Annotated in this window: 14 protein-coding genes and 1 tRNA gene; 9 read left to right on the forward strand and 6 right to left on the reverse strand. The window is 44.5% G+C overall.

Annotated elements, in window-relative coordinates; all coding sequences use genetic code 11:
• The first annotated feature begins 152 nt into the window (after positions 1 to 152).
• The 8 genes from NIT79A3_RS00690 (at position 153) to NIT79A3_RS00725 (ending at position 6124) form a co-directional block, all read left to right on the forward strand.
• Positions 153 to 1436 carry an HlyC/CorC family transporter gene (locus tag NIT79A3_RS00690; protein ID WP_013964349.1) on the forward strand — a complete coding sequence of 428 codons (1284 nt, stop codon included), beginning with the start codon at positions 153 to 155 and terminating at the stop codon, positions 1434 to 1436.
• A gap of 150 nt (positions 1437 to 1586) precedes the next feature.
• Positions 1587 to 1663, forward strand: a tRNA-Arg gene (locus NIT79A3_RS00695).
• 182 nt (positions 1664 to 1845) lie between these two features.
• On the forward strand, positions 1846 to 2445 hold the full coding sequence (locus tag NIT79A3_RS00700) for a riboflavin synthase (RefSeq protein WP_013964350.1): 600 nt from the start codon (positions 1846 to 1848) through the stop codon (positions 2443 to 2445).
• Positions 2446 to 2467: 22 nt separating this feature from the next.
• Positions 2468 to 3568 (forward strand): bifunctional 3,4-dihydroxy-2-butanone-4-phosphate synthase/GTP cyclohydrolase II, encoded by a 1101-nt coding sequence (gene ribBA / locus NIT79A3_RS00705; RefSeq protein WP_013964351.1) that lies wholly within the window; start codon positions 2468 to 2470, stop codon positions 3566 to 3568.
• 63 nt (positions 3569 to 3631) lie between these two features.
• Positions 3632 to 4114: a 6,7-dimethyl-8-ribityllumazine synthase gene (gene ribH / locus NIT79A3_RS00710; protein ID WP_013964352.1), complete on the forward strand. Its 483-nt coding sequence runs from the start codon at positions 3632 to 3634 to the stop codon at positions 4112 to 4114.
• Positions 4111 to 4611, forward strand: a complete 501-nt coding sequence (gene nusB, locus NIT79A3_RS00715) for a transcription antitermination factor NusB (RefSeq protein ID WP_013964353.1) — start codon at positions 4111 to 4113, stop codon at positions 4609 to 4611. Before ribH ends, nusB begins: the two co-directional genes overlap by 4 nt.
• 12 nt (positions 4612 to 4623) lie before the next feature.
• A complete protein-coding gene (thiL, locus tag NIT79A3_RS00720; RefSeq protein WP_013964354.1) occupies positions 4624 to 5595 on the forward strand; it encodes a thiamine-phosphate kinase in 972 nt (323 codons plus the stop codon).
• On the forward strand, positions 5576 to 6124 hold the full coding sequence (locus NIT79A3_RS00725; RefSeq protein ID WP_013964355.1) for a phosphatidylglycerophosphatase A: 549 nt from the start codon (positions 5576 to 5578) through the stop codon (positions 6122 to 6124). Before thiL ends, NIT79A3_RS00725 begins: the two co-directional genes overlap by 20 nt.
• 29 nt (positions 6125 to 6153) lie before the next feature.
• Here the strand turns inward: NIT79A3_RS00725 and NIT79A3_RS00730 are convergent, their stop codons facing one another.
• The 5 genes from NIT79A3_RS00730 to NIT79A3_RS00750 all read right to left on the reverse strand — a co-directional run bounded on the left by NIT79A3_RS00730 (position 6154) and on the right by NIT79A3_RS00750 (position 12833).
• Positions 6154 to 6354, reverse strand: coding sequence for a YbdD/YjiX family protein (locus tag NIT79A3_RS00730; RefSeq protein WP_013964356.1), 201 nt, complete (start codon positions 6352 to 6354; stop codon positions 6154 to 6156).
• 18 nt (positions 6355 to 6372) lie between these two features.
• Positions 6373 to 8445 (reverse strand): carbon starvation protein A, encoded by a 2073-nt coding sequence (locus NIT79A3_RS00735; protein ID WP_013964357.1) that lies wholly within the window; start codon positions 8443 to 8445, stop codon positions 6373 to 6375.
• Between the two features lie 51 nt (positions 8446 to 8496).
• Positions 8497 to 9879 (reverse strand): SLC13 family permease, encoded by a 1383-nt coding sequence (locus NIT79A3_RS00740; RefSeq protein WP_013964358.1) that lies wholly within the window; start codon positions 9877 to 9879, stop codon positions 8497 to 8499.
• Positions 9880 to 10268: 389 nt separating this feature from the next.
• Positions 10269 to 11771, reverse strand: coding sequence for an EAL domain-containing protein (locus NIT79A3_RS00745; protein ID WP_013964359.1), 1503 nt, complete (start codon positions 11769 to 11771; stop codon positions 10269 to 10271).
• A gap of 18 nt (positions 11772 to 11789) precedes the next feature.
• On the reverse strand, positions 11790 to 12833 hold the full coding sequence (locus NIT79A3_RS00750; RefSeq protein WP_013964360.1) for a phosphoglycerate mutase: 1044 nt from the start codon (positions 12831 to 12833) through the stop codon (positions 11790 to 11792).
• 331 nt (positions 12834 to 13164) lie between these two features.
• Between NIT79A3_RS00750 and icd the strand changes: the two genes are divergently transcribed.
• A complete protein-coding gene (gene icd / locus NIT79A3_RS00755) occupies positions 13165 to 14412 on the forward strand; it encodes an NADP-dependent isocitrate dehydrogenase (RefSeq protein ID WP_013964361.1) in 1248 nt (415 codons plus the stop codon).
• 213 nt (positions 14413 to 14625) lie between these two features.
• On the opposite strand, the gene NIT79A3_RS00760 is transcribed toward icd, so the two are convergent.
• Positions 14626 to 14829 (reverse strand): cold-shock protein, encoded by a 204-nt coding sequence (locus tag NIT79A3_RS00760; protein ID WP_013964362.1) that lies wholly within the window; start codon positions 14827 to 14829, stop codon positions 14626 to 14628.
• Positions 14830 to 15092 lie beyond the last annotated feature (263 nt).

Genomic DNA, 15092 nt, shown 5'->3' on the forward strand with positions numbered 1-15092 from the left:
AAATGTAAGCAACAAATGTTTGTCCAATTAGTTTTTCTTGTTGACAAACATTTGTTTGAATCCAAAATAGACAACAACACGTTTTTAGGGTTTTTTACTATTTATCGTTTTTAACGATTTTCATTACAGAATAAAGGTGTTATTTGGAAGACATGTCGTTGCACATCATGCTGATTGCATTGATGTTTTTGTTGATTCTGTCTGGTTTTTTTTCCTTGTCGGAAACCAGCATGATGGCGATTAATCGTTATCGCTTGCGGCACCTCGCCAAGCAAGGGCATCGTGGTGCCCGGTTGACGGTAAAATTGCTTGAGAATACGGATCGGTTACTGGGTGTTATTTTACTGGGAAATAACTTACTTAACACGGCTTCTGCAACATTGGTGGCTGTCATCATTGCTACTTTCTTTGCCCATGATGACTTTGCATTACTTATTGGAACGATAGCCGTTACTTTTGCCATTCTGATATTTAGTGAAATTACGCCAAAAGTCATCGCAGCAGCTTATCCGGAGCGGATTGCTCTTGCGGCAAGTTATGTGTTAACGCCATTGCTGGCTATTTGCTATCCCATTGTATGGTTCGTTAATTTGTTTGTCAGCGGATTGCTGATTCTGTTTCGATTGAAACCCAAGAAGGGTGAGCTTGAGCAGAAAATAAGTACGGAAGAACTTAAAACACTGGTATTGGAAGGCGGGCATTTCATACAGCATAAGCACCAAAGCATGCTACTGAACTTGTTTGATCTTGAAACCATTACGGTTGACGATGTGATCGTGCCACGTAGTCAAATCGAAGCGATTGATTTGAATGCGGATGATGATGTTATCCATACGCAATTGTTGACTTGTCATCATACCCGTTTACCGATTTACCGCGAACGTATGGATAACATTGTCGGTATTGTTCATGTGCGCAAAGTACTGAACCAAATGCAGGGAGGAAAAATAACGGCCGCCACACTCGAGAAGGTCATGCGCAAGCCTTATTTTATTCCCTCTGGAACATCATTATTTTCGCAATTGCAGTTATTCCAGGAGAACCAGATGCGAGTTGGTTTAGTGGTCGATGAATATGGTGAGTGGATGGGATTGGTTACGCTGGAAGATATAATAGAAGAGATTATCGGAGAATTTACAACACAAGCGCCGACTCAAACTAGCACTTTTTTGAAGCAGGAAGATGGTAGTATTATTGTCGAGGGAAGCACCTTATTGCGTGAATTAAATCGCAAACTTAATTTTCAGTTTCCACTGGACGGTCCAAAAACTTTGAATGGCTTGATATTGGAGTATTTTGAAGATATTCCCGAAGCAGGGACCGGACTTAATATTGCCGGTTATCCGATAGAAATCATTCAAACAAAAAACCGGGTTGTGAAAACTGTTAAAATTTTTCCTGTTTCGACAGAGACAGAAGCAAAGAATCTCGAGTAGTTTTTAGATTTTCTAGAGATGAGCTATGGGCACTGTGAAGTTTGCACAATAGTTCTATCTAGTTCTATCAAGGGCTATCCAAGTTGGACGAGAGTTATAAAAGCAGTTATCCTGTCGGCCGGTAAATGGCATAACATTTTGTTCATCAAAGCGCCCATAGCTCAGCTGGATAGAGTACCGCCCTCCGAAGGCGGGGGTCGCACGTTCGAATCGTGTTGGGCGCGCCAATAGCTATATCGTTTTTTCAACGCATCGCCTTGATTCTCACAACGTAACTTTCATTACTTGAAGCACTACAAGGTATACTTACAAAAGTACGAAATTTGTAGTTTGCACGTCACATTGCTATCAATTCGCTAGTGCATATCCTATCATTCGTGCCTTATCTGAACTTATAGAACATATTGGGATGTTTACTGGAATCATACAAGCAGTGGGTGAAATAAAACAGATTCAGCCTGTCCAGGGGCACAGCGATAACGGATTGTCGCTAGGTATTTCCGCCGGGAAAATGGATCTGAGTGATGTCATGGCGGGTGACAGTATTGCTGTGAATGGTGTTTGCCTTACGGTTACGACGTTAACCGGCGGCCTGTTCACAGTAGATGTTTCGCAGGAAACGCTCAGCTGTATACAGGGGCTGGATCAGGTTGGTATGCGCGTTAATCTGGAGAAAGCCATGCGTTTATCTGACCGATTGGGTGGACATCTGGTCAGTGGTCATGTGGATGCTACTGGAACAGTGGTTAAATTTGAGCCTATCGGGGAGAGTTTTGTATTGATCATTCAAGCGCCAGAATCAATATCGCGATATCTTACCCATAAAGGCTCTATTACTGTCAATGGAGTGAGTCTGACAGTCAATCAGATTGTAGGTAATGAATTTTCAGTTAACCTCATTCCGCATACCTTGGCGGTGACCACGCTACAAGAACTTGCGCCGGGTATGCGTGTGAATCTGGAAACAGACATGCTGGCTCGATATGTGGCAAGATTATTAAATATTTAAGCTTAACCGGGATTAAACAGACATGAGAATCAGTGCTATCCAAGATATTATTGATGATCTGAGATTGGGTAAAATGGTCATTCTTATTGATGAAGAGGATCGCGAGAATGAAGGAGATCTGGTTCTGGCTGCCGATTTTGTGACGCCGGAGGCTATCAATTTTATGGCCACCCACGGTCGTGGACTGATTTGTTTAACTCTGACCGAGGAAAAGTGTCATCAATTAGATTTGCCTTTAATGGTGTCAGCCAACCGCGCTCCCTTGGGCACCAATTTTACGCTTTCCATAGAAGCCGCGAACGGTGTAACCACGGGTATTTCTGCCGCTGACCGTGCACGCACCATTCAAGTCGCCGTTAAAGCGGATGCCAAGCCACAAGACATTGTACAGCCGGGTCATATTTTTCCATTGATGGCACAGAAAGGCGGTGTCTTGGTTCGCGCGGGTCATACTGAAGCGGGTTGTGATTTAGCCAGAATGGCCGGTATGACAGCAGCCTCGGTGATTTGTGAGATTCTGAAAGAAGACGGCAGCATGGCGCGATTGCCGGATCTTATGGAGTTTGCGCTTAAACATCAACTTAAAATTGGCGCGATAGCCGATCTGATTCAATATCGCAGTCAGACTGAAAGCTTGGTAACGCGTGTTGCTGAGCGTGCAATTCAGACACTGCATGGCGAATTTCTACTGACAGCTTATCGTGATGAAATAGCCAATACAACACACTTGGCTTTAGTTAAAGGTGAAATAAACCCAACAACTGAAACCTTGGTGCGCGTGCATGAACCGCTGTCAGTCATAGATCTGCTGGATATTTATGATAATACGCATTCCTGGAGCATTCATGATGCCATGAAGTTGATTGCTGAAGCGGGGCAAGGTGTTATTGTTCTACTACATCGCAAAGAAAGCCCAGCTAAATTGATTGAGCGCGTTCAATTGAAGGAATCGCGTTATCCCGGCTCGATCAAGACGGATCTTCGTGATCACGGTATTGGCGCACAAATACTGAAAGATCTTAACGTAGGAAAAATGCGATTGATGTCAGCGCCGAGAAAAATGCCCAGTGTGACAGGATTCGGTTTGGAAGTAACCAGTTACGTGGATACGCCCAAACTATAAAATTTAAATTTTAATTGATCAAGAATTGATCACAATCAATCAATAGACTTACAGGAGTCAGATATGCCGTACTATGACGATATTCTTGAATTTGAACCGAATCTGGATGGAACTGATCTACGTATCGGCGTAGTCATGAGCCGATTTAACATCGATATAGGGGAAGGTTTACTCAGCGCCTGTACTGCAGAACTTAAGAAAAATGGTGTGCAAGATTCGAACATACTGCTCGTGACCGTGCCAGGAGCGTTGGAAATTCCACTGGCATTAAAAAGAATGGCTTTGTCCGATCAGTTTGATGCGCTGATTGCATTGGGTGCGGTAATCCGGGGAGATACTTATCATTTTGAAGTCGTTGCGAACGAATCCGCGCGGGGCTTAATCATGGTGCAAATTGAAACAGAGATTCCTGTCGCCAATGGGATATTGACTACGGATAATGATGATCAAGCGATTGCCAGAATGAGCCAGAAAGGAATGGAATCTGCGCAGGTTGCATTGGAAATGGCTAATTTGCATATAAAAATTGATGAAATCGATTTATGAGTAGCACGCTGACCGACACAAATCCCACCACAAACCAAAAGACGGAAAAACATAAAAGCCGCCGCCGGATTGCACGCGAATTTGTGTTGCAGGGCATTTATCAGTGGCGTGTTGCTGGCGGCACGGCGAATTTTATTGAGCAACAATTACGGGAATCCGAAGAATTTAAGCATGTAGATGAGAAACACTTCACGAACTTACTGCAAGGTGTGCTAAAGGATGTCGAAGGATTGGAAAAATGTATCCAACCCTGCTTGGACCGTCCTTTAAATGAATTAAGTCCGGTGGAATTTGCGATTTTATTATTGAGCACTTTTGAGTTAATACATCATCTGGAGATTCCTTATCGCGCAATTATCAATGAAGCGATAGAGCTAGCCAGAACTTATGGTGGCAGTGATGGGTACAAATATGTGAATGGGGTGCTGGATAAACTGGCCATTCAATTACGTGCTGTTGAGATTGCAGCACCCAGGCTGACAAGAAATCAAGTTTAGTATTAATACAGCGTGTGTTCAGAGTTCGATATTATTCGTCGCTATTTCAAACGGACTGCAACTCAAGCAGTGCTGGGAATTGGCGATGATGCTGCACTGATTAAAGCTACTGACAATAAAGAATTGGCTATCTCAACGGATACTCTGGTGTGCGGTAAACATTTCTTTGCGAATGCTGATCCTTACAAACTCGGATACAAATCCTTAGCGGTTAATCTTTCGGATATGGCTGCAATGGGCGCAAAGCCTCGCTGGGCATTACTGGCTTTGACGTTGCCGGATAATTTGGTGCAACATAATAAAGCCTGGTTAAGCGAATTTAGTGCGGGTTTTTTTGCACTGGCCGACTCGCATCAGGTGGAATTAATCGGTGGAGACACAACTTCCGGACCACTGAATATCGGTGTGCAAATCATAGGGGAAGTTGAAGTAGGCAAAGCATTGCGCCGTAGCGGTGCCCAATTGAATGATGATATTTGGATTTCCGGACGATTAGGCGATGCTGCCTTGGCGCTTAATCATGAATTGCGGACAATAGCCCTAAAACCCAATGAAATTGCGGAATGTTTGCCTGCGTTACTGACACCGGCCGCAAAGGTCGAGTTAGGACAACGCTTGATCGGTCTGGCGCATAGCGCTATTGATATATCCGATGGATTAGTGGCGGATCTGGGGCATATCCTGACCTTTTCTGAAAAGGCGGCTTACATCAATATGACCGATATCCCATGTTCACCGGTAATAAAAAAATACTTGCAGAAATCCCTGGTAATGCGCTGTTTATTGGCCGGTGGAGATGATTATGAATTATGCTTTACAGCCCCGAAAATAAATCGCGAGAAAATTGAAAATCTTTCTGCCGAATTGGCTACTCCTCTTACTCGCATTGGTGAGATATTTTCAGGTGAGGGTTTGATTGTGAAAGATGCCAAGGGGAGCGAAATCACATTGGAGACCAAAGGATATGACCACTTCAGTGCCTAAAGCTTATGACTTGTCGAGTGACCAGTCTACCCAATTTCAACCGGATTTTGCGCTAATATACAGTCATCCCGCCTATTTCATTGCCTTTTCGGGCGGCGTCGGATTAAGTCCCATCGCTCCGGGCACGATGGGAACACTGGTTGCATTTCCATTATTTTGGCTACTTAATTACTATCTCAGTCCAATTTATCTTTTACTATTGATAGACATCATGTTTATTGTAGGCATCTGGGCATGCGGTCTTAGCGGCAGGGCTTTGGGTGATCCGGATCATGGCGGCATGGTGTGGGATGAAACCGTAGCATTTCTTTTGGTTCTATACTTTACGCCGGTTGGATGGGCGTGGCAGTTAGCCGCATTTATTTTGTTTCGCCTGTTTGATATTGTTAAACCGCAGCCTATCCGATACTACGATCGCAATCTGGACGGCGGTTTTGGCGTTATGTTTGATGACATGGTGGCGGCGTTTTTTACGTTACTTTGTTTAGCCGGGTGGAAAGCCTGGGTGTTATCCGAGGGGTATTTTTAGCGGTTAACAAAGTCAGAATTCTTCTGGTTCTAGCAGCACCGATTTAATCTGCCTTTACTACCGTACCGCGCTTCCTGCCGCTCACGAAAAAATTCTTCATAAGACATAACCGGACGATCCGGGTGTGCAATTTTCATATGATCGACATACGTGCTGTATTCCGGAACACCAACCATTAGCCGCAAGCTTTGTGAGAGCTGGCGCATTGCTTGAGTCATTTTGTTTACCATGATTTGTTTTTCCAGTATTTATTTTTCAATTGTCGCGTGGACAGGTAATAATTCAAAAGGTGCTTCTTGTGTAGTCGGGTGACGAACAACGCGTGCTTGCAGCACGGTTTTAATTCCAAAAAACAACATGCTGATGAGCACTGCCATGAAAAGACTGGCCAGTGATGCGTTCACATAATCATTGAAAATAACCTGCTGCATTTGCTCGATTGATTTGGCGGGTGCTAACACTATCCCATCCGCTACGGCATCCCGGTATTTGTTGGCATGCGCCAGAAAACCAATGCGCGGGTTAGCGTCAAAAATCTTTTGCCAGGCTGCCGTAAGTGTACAGACGCAAACCCACGTCAGAGGGATAATAGTCACCCAGGCAAAACGATCAAGCTTCATTTTAAATAGCACGCAGGTGCACAAAATCAGCGCAATACCCGCCAGCATCTGGTTGGAAATACCAAACAACGGCCACAGCGTATTGATGCCGCCTAATGGATCAACCACACCCTGGTAGAGAAAATACCCCCAACCAGCCACGCAGATACCGGTGGCGATCAGGCTGGCAATCAACGAATCGGTGCGTTTCATTGCAGGAATGAAGGAACCCAGCAAGTCCTGCAACATGAAACGTCCGGCACGAGTTCCGGCATCAACTGCCGTCAGGATGAACAGTGCTTCAAATAAAATGGCGAAGTGGTACCAAAAAGCCATCATCGCAGTACCGCCGACAACTTCCGACAAAATCTGCGCCATGCCGACAGCCAGCGTCGGTGCGCCACCGGTCCGTGAAATGATACTATGCTCACCCACATTCTGCGCGGTCTGGGTAATCATCTCCGGCGTAACATAAAAACCCCATTGCGAAATGGTTTGCGCAGCCAATTCTGCCGTCGTGCCGATGATTGCCGCCGGACTGTTCATCGCAAAGTAGGTGCCGGGTTCCAGCGTGGATGCAGCCACCAGCGCCATAATGGCGACAAACGATTCCATCAGCATGGCACCGTAACCAATGAAACGCGCATCGGTTTCATTCTGAATCATTTTTGGTGTGGTGCCGGAAGCAATCAGCGAATGAAAACCGGAAATCGCGCCGCACGCGATGGTGATAAACAGAAAGGGGAAGAGACTGCCTGACCACACCGGACCAGAACCATCAATAAACTGCGTCAGCGCAGGCATTTTCAGTTCGGGTGAAATGATGATCACGCCGATCGCCAGCCCGACGATGGTTCCGATCTTCAAAAAGGTCGACAAATAATCGCGAGGCGCCAGCAACAACCAAACCGGTAACACCGAAGCGATAAAGCCGTATCCAATCAGCAGCCAAGTCAACTGCTCACCGGTCAGCGTAAAAATTTCCGCCCAAGCCGGGATTTCCTGTACATACTGCCCTGCCACTATCGACAACATCAACAGCACAAAACCGATCAGCGAGACTTCCCCAATCGCACAAGGGCGGATATAACGCGAATAAACTCCCATAAACATCGCAATCGGAATCGTCGCCGCGACGGTAAACGTACCCCACGGTGATTCTGCCAGCGCCTTGACCACAATCAGCGATAACACCGCAAGCAGGATCAGCATGATAAAAAATGCGCCAAACATTGCGATCATGCCGGGGATATGCCCCAGCTCCGATTTGATCAAATCGCCAAGCGAGCGTGCATCACGACGGGTTGACACGAACAACACAATAAAATCCTGCACCGCTCCGGCAAATACCACTCCAGCTAATAACCACAACATGCCAGGAAGATACCCCATCTGCGCAGCCAGTATTGGGCCAACCAACGGACCTGCACCGGCAATCGCAGCAAAGTGGTGTCCAAACAACACATATTTATTGGTCGGCACATGATCCAGTCCATCATTGAGTTTGTACGACGGCGTCATGCGAGTAGAGTCTAATTTCAATACCCTATTAGCTATGAACAGACTGTAAAAGCGATACGCAATGATATAAACGCAGACCGCCGCAATCACGATCCAAATCGCGCCGATGGATTCGCCATGGTGCAACGCAATGACACCGAAAGCAAAAGCGCCGGTGAGGGAAAACAGTAGCCAGCCGAGTTTATTAATTATGTTATTCATTTATCTTTCAGAAGGAAGGGAAGGTATATAAAAATAATTGCGTTTTGACAGCTACGCAACCAAAAAATAACAAACCAGCGTAATCACCACAACCCCGATAAAATTCAGCACCAATCCTTCCTGTACCATCTGAGCGACGGTGACATGACCGCTGCCGAACACAATCGCATTTGGCGCAGTGGCGACCGGCAGCATGAAGGCGCAGCTCGCACTCATCGCGGCGGGTACCATCAGTAGAGCGGGGTCAATGCCTGCGCCGAGCGCAGCGGACGCCAGGATGGGCATCAGCAATATCGTGGTTGCGGTATTGCTGGTGGTTTCGGTCAGGAAAGTGACGATTAGCGCGATGGCCGTGATCATCACGAGCGGATGCAAGCTGGCGAGAACAGCCAATTGATCGGCGATCGCGCGGGATAACCCGGATTCGACAAAAGCCCGGGCGATCGCGATGCCTGCTGCAAACAAAATCAGAATTCCCCAGGGCACCCGTTCTGCGGATTCCCAGTCGATCAGCTTGCCGCCGCGCCCATTGGGAACCAGAAATAAGATGACGACAGCGACCAACGCGACGATCGCATCGTTAGCGCCATTGAGACCCAACCAGGAGCTCCAGCCGCCGAATGGTTCGAGACGCGTTACCCAGGCCAATGCGGTCAAACCAAAAATGATCAGCACGCGGCGCTCTTCCGGACGCCAGTCGCCAGCGGGAGGAATCACCAGTTTGCCGTGATAATCCAGATTACGTGTGAGCCATAATCCGGCCAGCGGCAAAAAAAGCAGTACGACCGGCAATCCCCAGCTCATCCATTGCGAGAAACTGACCACGGTTCCGGTAAAACTCTCGTACTGCTGCATGAAAACCAGATTCGGCGGTGTGCCTATCGGCGTGCCTAAGCCGCCGATGCTGCTGCCGTAGGCAATTGCCAATAGCAACGGTAACGCCAATTTTTTATCGGGACTCTGCGTGATGACGGCCAGTGCAATCGGCAGCATCATCAACGTAGTTGCGGTATTCGATATCCACATGCTTAACGCGGCAGTCGCGACCATAAATCCCAATACGATACGGCGGCTACTGGTTCCGCCGATGATATTGACCATGCCGAGCGCAATCCGGCGGTGCGCACCGGAACGCTCCATCGCTGCCGATAAAATGAATCCACCGAGCATCAATAAAATCAACTCACTGCCATAGGCCGCGGCTATTTTCTCCTGTGGCAAAACGCCAGTGAGTGGAAAAACCGCCAAAGGAATGATGGCCGTTGCAGGGATGGGGATCGGTTCAAATATCCACCAAACAACACACAGAATGGCCACGGCGCCTGTCCAGCAGGCTTGGCCTTCCCAGCCAGATTGATTCATGCCGACAGCAACAGCGATTGCTATCAATGGACCAATGATTAGCGCCCACTGCCGATTTAGAGAAATGGTCATAGAATTACTGTGTAAAAAGATTGAGAGTAATGATTCCAAAATATTCTGGAAGCAATAACAGCAGTTTCTTGTAATTGATCGTAGATGATCTTTTATGCCGCATCTTGCCGTAGAGGGGGCAATGCGTCAATCACGAGCTTTTCAGTAGTGAGAAATGGTCTTGCAAATTTGGACAGACCGTTATTGATCCGGCTATTAAAAGGATTCATTAGAATCTTCGTATCCAGCCTTCTCTGTTATGAAATATCTAACTGTTTAACGGCCGACTCTATAAGAAATGGGAAAAATTGTCCGATAAAACGATGCCACCTGTGTCTGTGTGTATCTTATAAACGGTGAAACAAAGAGCGGCAATTATTAATTGTTGTTCCCACCCTTAGTTTATAAGTCTATGATTCAAGATCTTTGAAGGGGTGGGGTTTAGCAACACCAAATCCTTGCGCATAATCGACGCCAATTTCCTGTAGCTTTACTATGATGTCATCCGTTTCAACTAACTCGGCTATTGTTTTAATTTCGGTCTTGTGTGCGAATTGGTTGATAGTTTTTACTTTATCGAGATCTTCTTCATCCCGAAGTATATTGCAAACTAAACTCCCATCAATTTTCAGGAAATCAACTTTCATTTTGTCGAGTAGATTTAATGATTCAGGGCTACCGCTGAAGCTGCATAGCGAAACCAAGCAACCCAGCCCTCGAATTTCTTGCGTAAAAATAAGAGTGTCGGCTGTATTGGCTTCTGCATCTGATAATTCGACTTCAAAGCAAAGATTGGAAGCAGGCGCTTTTATTTTTTGTAATTGATCTTGGATAAAGCCAGGAAAGGCCCGGTCACTTAACGTATCTTTAGCGACATTAATATAAAATACCGAGTTGGATTTTGGGTGAACTGCTAACCATTGGGCGATGTGATTGATTATCCACCGATCCAGTTTTGGCATCATTTTAAATTGATCAACAAGAGGTAAAAATGAGCCTGGGGGCATTAGGTTATTTTCTTCCTCATGCATACGAATGAGAATCTCATAATGTGAAACTGATGTGATGGAAGATTTGATAGGGGCTATTTCCTGGCAGTATAGATTAAATTCTCCGCCCTCAATTGCCTGAGTAATGCGTGCAGCAGTAATCTCTGATTTGGATGTTTGAGTACTCGGTGGCAGGTTTGTATTGTCTTTAGTCAGTATTTTATTGGCTTTTTCTGGCTCTGGTTTAGTTGGACTTTCTAATTTCTTTTTCGAAGAATCACGGTTTTTTTCTTGCGCCCGGGGAGTGTGTAACGTGTAGAAACCGACAGTCTTTCCCTTGCTATCAAGATGAGGAAGATATTGCTCCGTGAAAATATAAGGGAAACCCTTGGTCGACTTAAGAACACGTTCGTTATGCACGGTTTTCCCGGCCAGTATTTCTTCGATACTATTTTGGATATCAGAGAAAAATTCTTTATTTGAGAATTCTTTTAAAAGCCGGCCATCTATCTGATCTGGCTTTAATCCAAACCATCGGCGAAATATTCGATTATGGTAACGGCATCGTAGATCACTATTAAAATAAGCCAGCATGACAGGCATGTTTTCATCAACAAACTGTGATTTTATTTTGCTTTCAGATGCTGTTTTCTCTGCCCATAACCGGTGCTTAATCTCATTCCCGAGTCTTTCCTTGCTAACTTGGAGGTGATCGGAAAAGTTTTTGATATTTTTTTCTGAACCTGCTACTTGGATTATTGTTATTAGTATTGCAAAGACCAAGGAAAACCATAATGCTGCGAGTAAGTGTGATGGTATTTCATTGATAAAATAGGTGTCAGCTATCAGAACGATTGCAAGTATTAACGCAACGCAAATTGCGAGATAAGGTTTAGCGTTATTAAGAAACGAGATTTTTTGCACGATGATTCCTTATTCTTGCTAGTATGTTTCTATATGAGCGGGAAGTGGTTTGGTTATACGCCAGAGTTTCCATAAATCAGAGCGCGTTATCTCAAAACGCTGAGATGAAGTTTCATTAAGCGCTGTGATGGTCAATTGGTTGATTTTTCCGTTCTTAAGTGCTGTATATAAAGGTAAGAACCAATTTTGTTCCATCTCCCCGAGCGTTTCACGCCAACCATAAGCGTTTCTATATTTGGCTTTTCCTTGCAGAGCATCCAATATCACAAGATGATTCCCGGATATTTGGGTTTGGAGCCATTCCTGTGCATCAGCGGTTAACTTTGCATGGTTTGTGTTACTGGCTAATGCCAGTGCGCGAGGCAAGTCATCTTCACTCCATATATGCGTATAAGGAGATCGTGATAATTGAGGCATATTTCCTCCTCCCCAGAACCAAACACTATTAATGGTCAATTCGCCACGAGATTCGCGAGCTTGATTAATTGGGTGCTCGTGAAGCAACATCTGAATTTCATTAAAAATTTGATGCCATACGATACTCTCAGCACCTGTCGGTAAAAAATTATTAATGTTCTTGCATGTAACATGACTAAGTGTGTGCGTGAACATCCCCGGCGCTTTTGGTGTGCGGATATACCAACGGTCAGGGTGTAATGGGAAGAAAGAGAAATCATGATTACCCAGATTGTGGTTGAGATCCTGCACTATTTGCTCGGCTTCTTCTATAGAAATTTGGAAAGCTTGGCTATCAGCTAACATGATATGGTTTTGTTCGATACGTAGATGGACAGGATCGGCACGCATCCAGAAATCTTTACTTGTTTTTGCCAGATCAGGGGCATCGGCGTGTAACATTAACGGTGCAATAGGCCAGTCATTTTGTTGCTTTGCTACATTAAATTCCTTACATAGCCATGTTTCTATTTCTTGTGGAGGGCTTATCGTAGCGGTACTTTTTGATAACAGTACTTCTAAAGAAGGTAGTGATAGATCATTATAAATTTCTGGTTGTGAGATATCGGGCCAGAGTAGATTTGGAATGAGAAGGGTTAGATTCATTGTGGGGGCCGGGTTGCTGTTGAATAATTATAGAAATTGATTAATACGCTGCTTATCCAAGGTGGTGATTTACATTAAACAACCCAAGTATTTTCTAGTTAAGCAATTGTACCTAAGGTGTTAGGTTGGACAATAAGCATCGACGGGATTACTAGTCGCGTGGTAAGGCATCATGTTTACACGTATAATAGTCGAAACGTAGATTTTATTTTAGTTTGAGGAAATTTATCTTGCAATGAAGAAGGAAAGTGACAACATTTTCATTCAATAATGTTGAGCAGATCTGGATATATTTATTAATTGCATTTGTATTCGAATACTTGGAGATGTCATGTATCAGCATATAAGAATACCTAGTGATGGAGAAAGAATTCAGGTTAATGATGATAATTCGTTAAGTGTACCTGATAATCCAATAATCCCTTTCATTCAAGGTGATGGTATTGGTATTGATATTACTCCGGTAATGCAAAGAGTTGTCGATTCAGCGATTAAGAAAGCTTACGGAGGGCGACGCAAAATTTCGTGGATGGAAATCTATGCGGGCGAGAAATCAACACAAATTTATGGGCCGGATGTGTGGTTGCCGGAAGAAACCTTACAAGCCGCTAAGGAGTTTGTGGTTTCCATTAAAGGCCCGTTGACAACACCGGTTGGTGGCGGAATACGCTCGATTAATGTGGCGCTTCGTCAATTGCTGGATCTATATATCTGTTTGCGGCCAGTACGTTATTTTAGTGGTGTACCCAGCCCAGTGAAGAATCCGGAGAAAACGGACATGGTTATTTTTAGAGAAAATTCTGAGGATATTTATGCGGGTATAGAATGGGAAGCAGAATCAGAGTCTGCCAAGAAAGTGATTGATTTTTTGATTAAGGACATGAGGGTGACTAGTATACGTTTTCCTCAGACTTCTGGTATTGGCATCAAACCTGTTTCGAAAGAGGGAACAGAACGTATTGTTCGGAAGGCAATTCAGTATGCTATTGATAATAAGTGCCCATCGGTTACTTTGGTACATAAAGGCAATATCATGAAGTTTACTGAAGGGGCGTTCAAGAAATGGGGCTATGCTTTGGCCGCTAAAGAATTTGGAGCTGAATTGCTGGATGGAGGGCCGTGGATGAAATTGCCTTTAGAAAAAGGCGGGATTATTATTAAAGATGTGATTGCGGATGCTTTTTTGCAGCAAATCTTGTTACGTCCAGAAGAATATGACGTAGTAGTCACTCTGAATTTAAATGGCGATTATATTTCTGATGCATTGGCAGCACAGGTAGGTGGAATTGGGATTGCGCCAGGGGCAAATCTGAGCGATTCTATCGCTATCTTTGAAGCAACACACGGTACGGCACCTAAATATGCAGGGAAAGATCAAGTAAATCCTGGTTCAATCATATTGTCAGCGGAAATGATGTTGCGGCATCTGGGCTGGGTAGAAGCGGCCGATTTGATTATCAGGGCGATGGAAACAACTATCCGGAACAAGACAGTTACCTACGACTTTGCGCGACAAATGACTGATGCCAAGCAGGTCTCTTGTTCGGCTTTCGGTGGTGCGATGATCGAGAGTATGTGAGTTTGAGGTGATAAAGCCTGTGGGAAGCAAAAGCGCTGTTTGCTTGATCCTAACGGGTAAGAGTATAAAAATAGAAGCAATAAAGAAAAAACCCCTTGCCATACGAACAAAGGGGTAATCTATTTTGGGATTATTTTTTTCTTACTTTATTTGCTGTTATATTGTTTGTGTTATTGCTAATAAAGAGGTCTAAGCCAGTATTTTTTACGAAAGTTAAGCGGATTGGATATTAGAGGCTTGTTTTCCCTTCGGTCCTTGAGTGACATCAAAACTCACTTTTTGGCCTTCTTTAAGAGTTTTAAATCCAGACATATTGATTGCAGAGAAGTGTGCAAATAAATCTTCACTGCCATCGTCGGGAGTAATAAAACCAAAACCTTTGGAATCGTTGAACCATTTTACTGTACCTGTTGCCATTTCTACTTCCTATATAAAAACTGGGCCGGAAACCCTAACACTATTTGAATTTCAAGACCATTGACGGATAAAACCGGTACCGCAGAGAACTTGAAGCCAAACGCCATTTGCAGTTTTACGCAAATCCAGGGTTAAAGTCAAGCCGTTACAACATATTTGTGTTTAAGAATTGGGTAATTGTCTCAAGATACTTGAAAATCTTGTCGTAATCGTCAAATATGTCGATAATGTAGTATTTTGTACAATATATTTTTATAAATATA

Source organism: Nitrosomonas sp. Is79A3 (assembly GCF_000219585.1).
Taxonomy (GTDB): Bacteria; Pseudomonadota; Gammaproteobacteria; order Burkholderiales; family Nitrosomonadaceae; genus Nitrosomonas.

What these genes read in the sequence shown, in the direction of transcription:
- ribH (WP_013964352.1), top strand. Translation starts at nt 3,632, where the DNA reads ATGCCGTACTATGACGATATTCTTGAATTTGAACCGAATCTGGATGGA.
- NIT79A3_RS00690 (WP_013964349.1), top strand. Translation starts at nt 153, where the DNA reads ATGTCGTTGCACATCATGCTGATTGCATTGATGTTTTTGTTGATTCTG.
- NIT79A3_RS00740 (WP_013964358.1), bottom strand. Translation starts at nt 9,879, where the DNA reads ATGACCATTTCTCTAAATCGGCAGTGGGCGCTAATCATTGGTCCATTG.
- NIT79A3_RS00700 (WP_013964350.1), top strand. Translation starts at nt 1,846, where the DNA reads ATGTTTACTGGAATCATACAAGCAGTGGGTGAAATAAAACAGATTCAG.
- ribBA (WP_013964351.1), top strand. Translation starts at nt 2,468, where the DNA reads ATGAGAATCAGTGCTATCCAAGATATTATTGATGATCTGAGATTGGGT.
- icd (WP_013964361.1), top strand. Translation starts at nt 13,165, where the DNA reads ATGTATCAGCATATAAGAATACCTAGTGATGGAGAAAGAATTCAGGTT.
- NIT79A3_RS00750 (WP_013964360.1), bottom strand. Translation starts at nt 12,833, where the DNA reads ATGAATCTAACCCTTCTCATTCCAAATCTACTCTGGCCCGATATCTCA.
- nusB (WP_013964353.1), top strand. Translation starts at nt 4,111, where the DNA reads ATGAGTAGCACGCTGACCGACACAAATCCCACCACAAACCAAAAGACG.
- NIT79A3_RS00735 (WP_013964357.1), bottom strand. Translation starts at nt 8,445, where the DNA reads ATGAATAACATAATTAATAAACTCGGCTGGCTACTGTTTTCCCTCACC.
- NIT79A3_RS00730 (WP_013964356.1), bottom strand. Translation starts at nt 6,354, where the DNA reads ATGGTAAACAAAATGACTCAAGCAATGCGCCAGCTCTCACAAAGCTTG.
- NIT79A3_RS00725 (WP_013964355.1), top strand. Translation starts at nt 5,576, where the DNA reads ATGACCACTTCAGTGCCTAAAGCTTATGACTTGTCGAGTGACCAGTCT.
- NIT79A3_RS00760 (WP_013964362.1), bottom strand. Translation starts at nt 14,829, where the DNA reads ATGGCAACAGGTACAGTAAAATGGTTCAACGATTCCAAAGGTTTTGGT.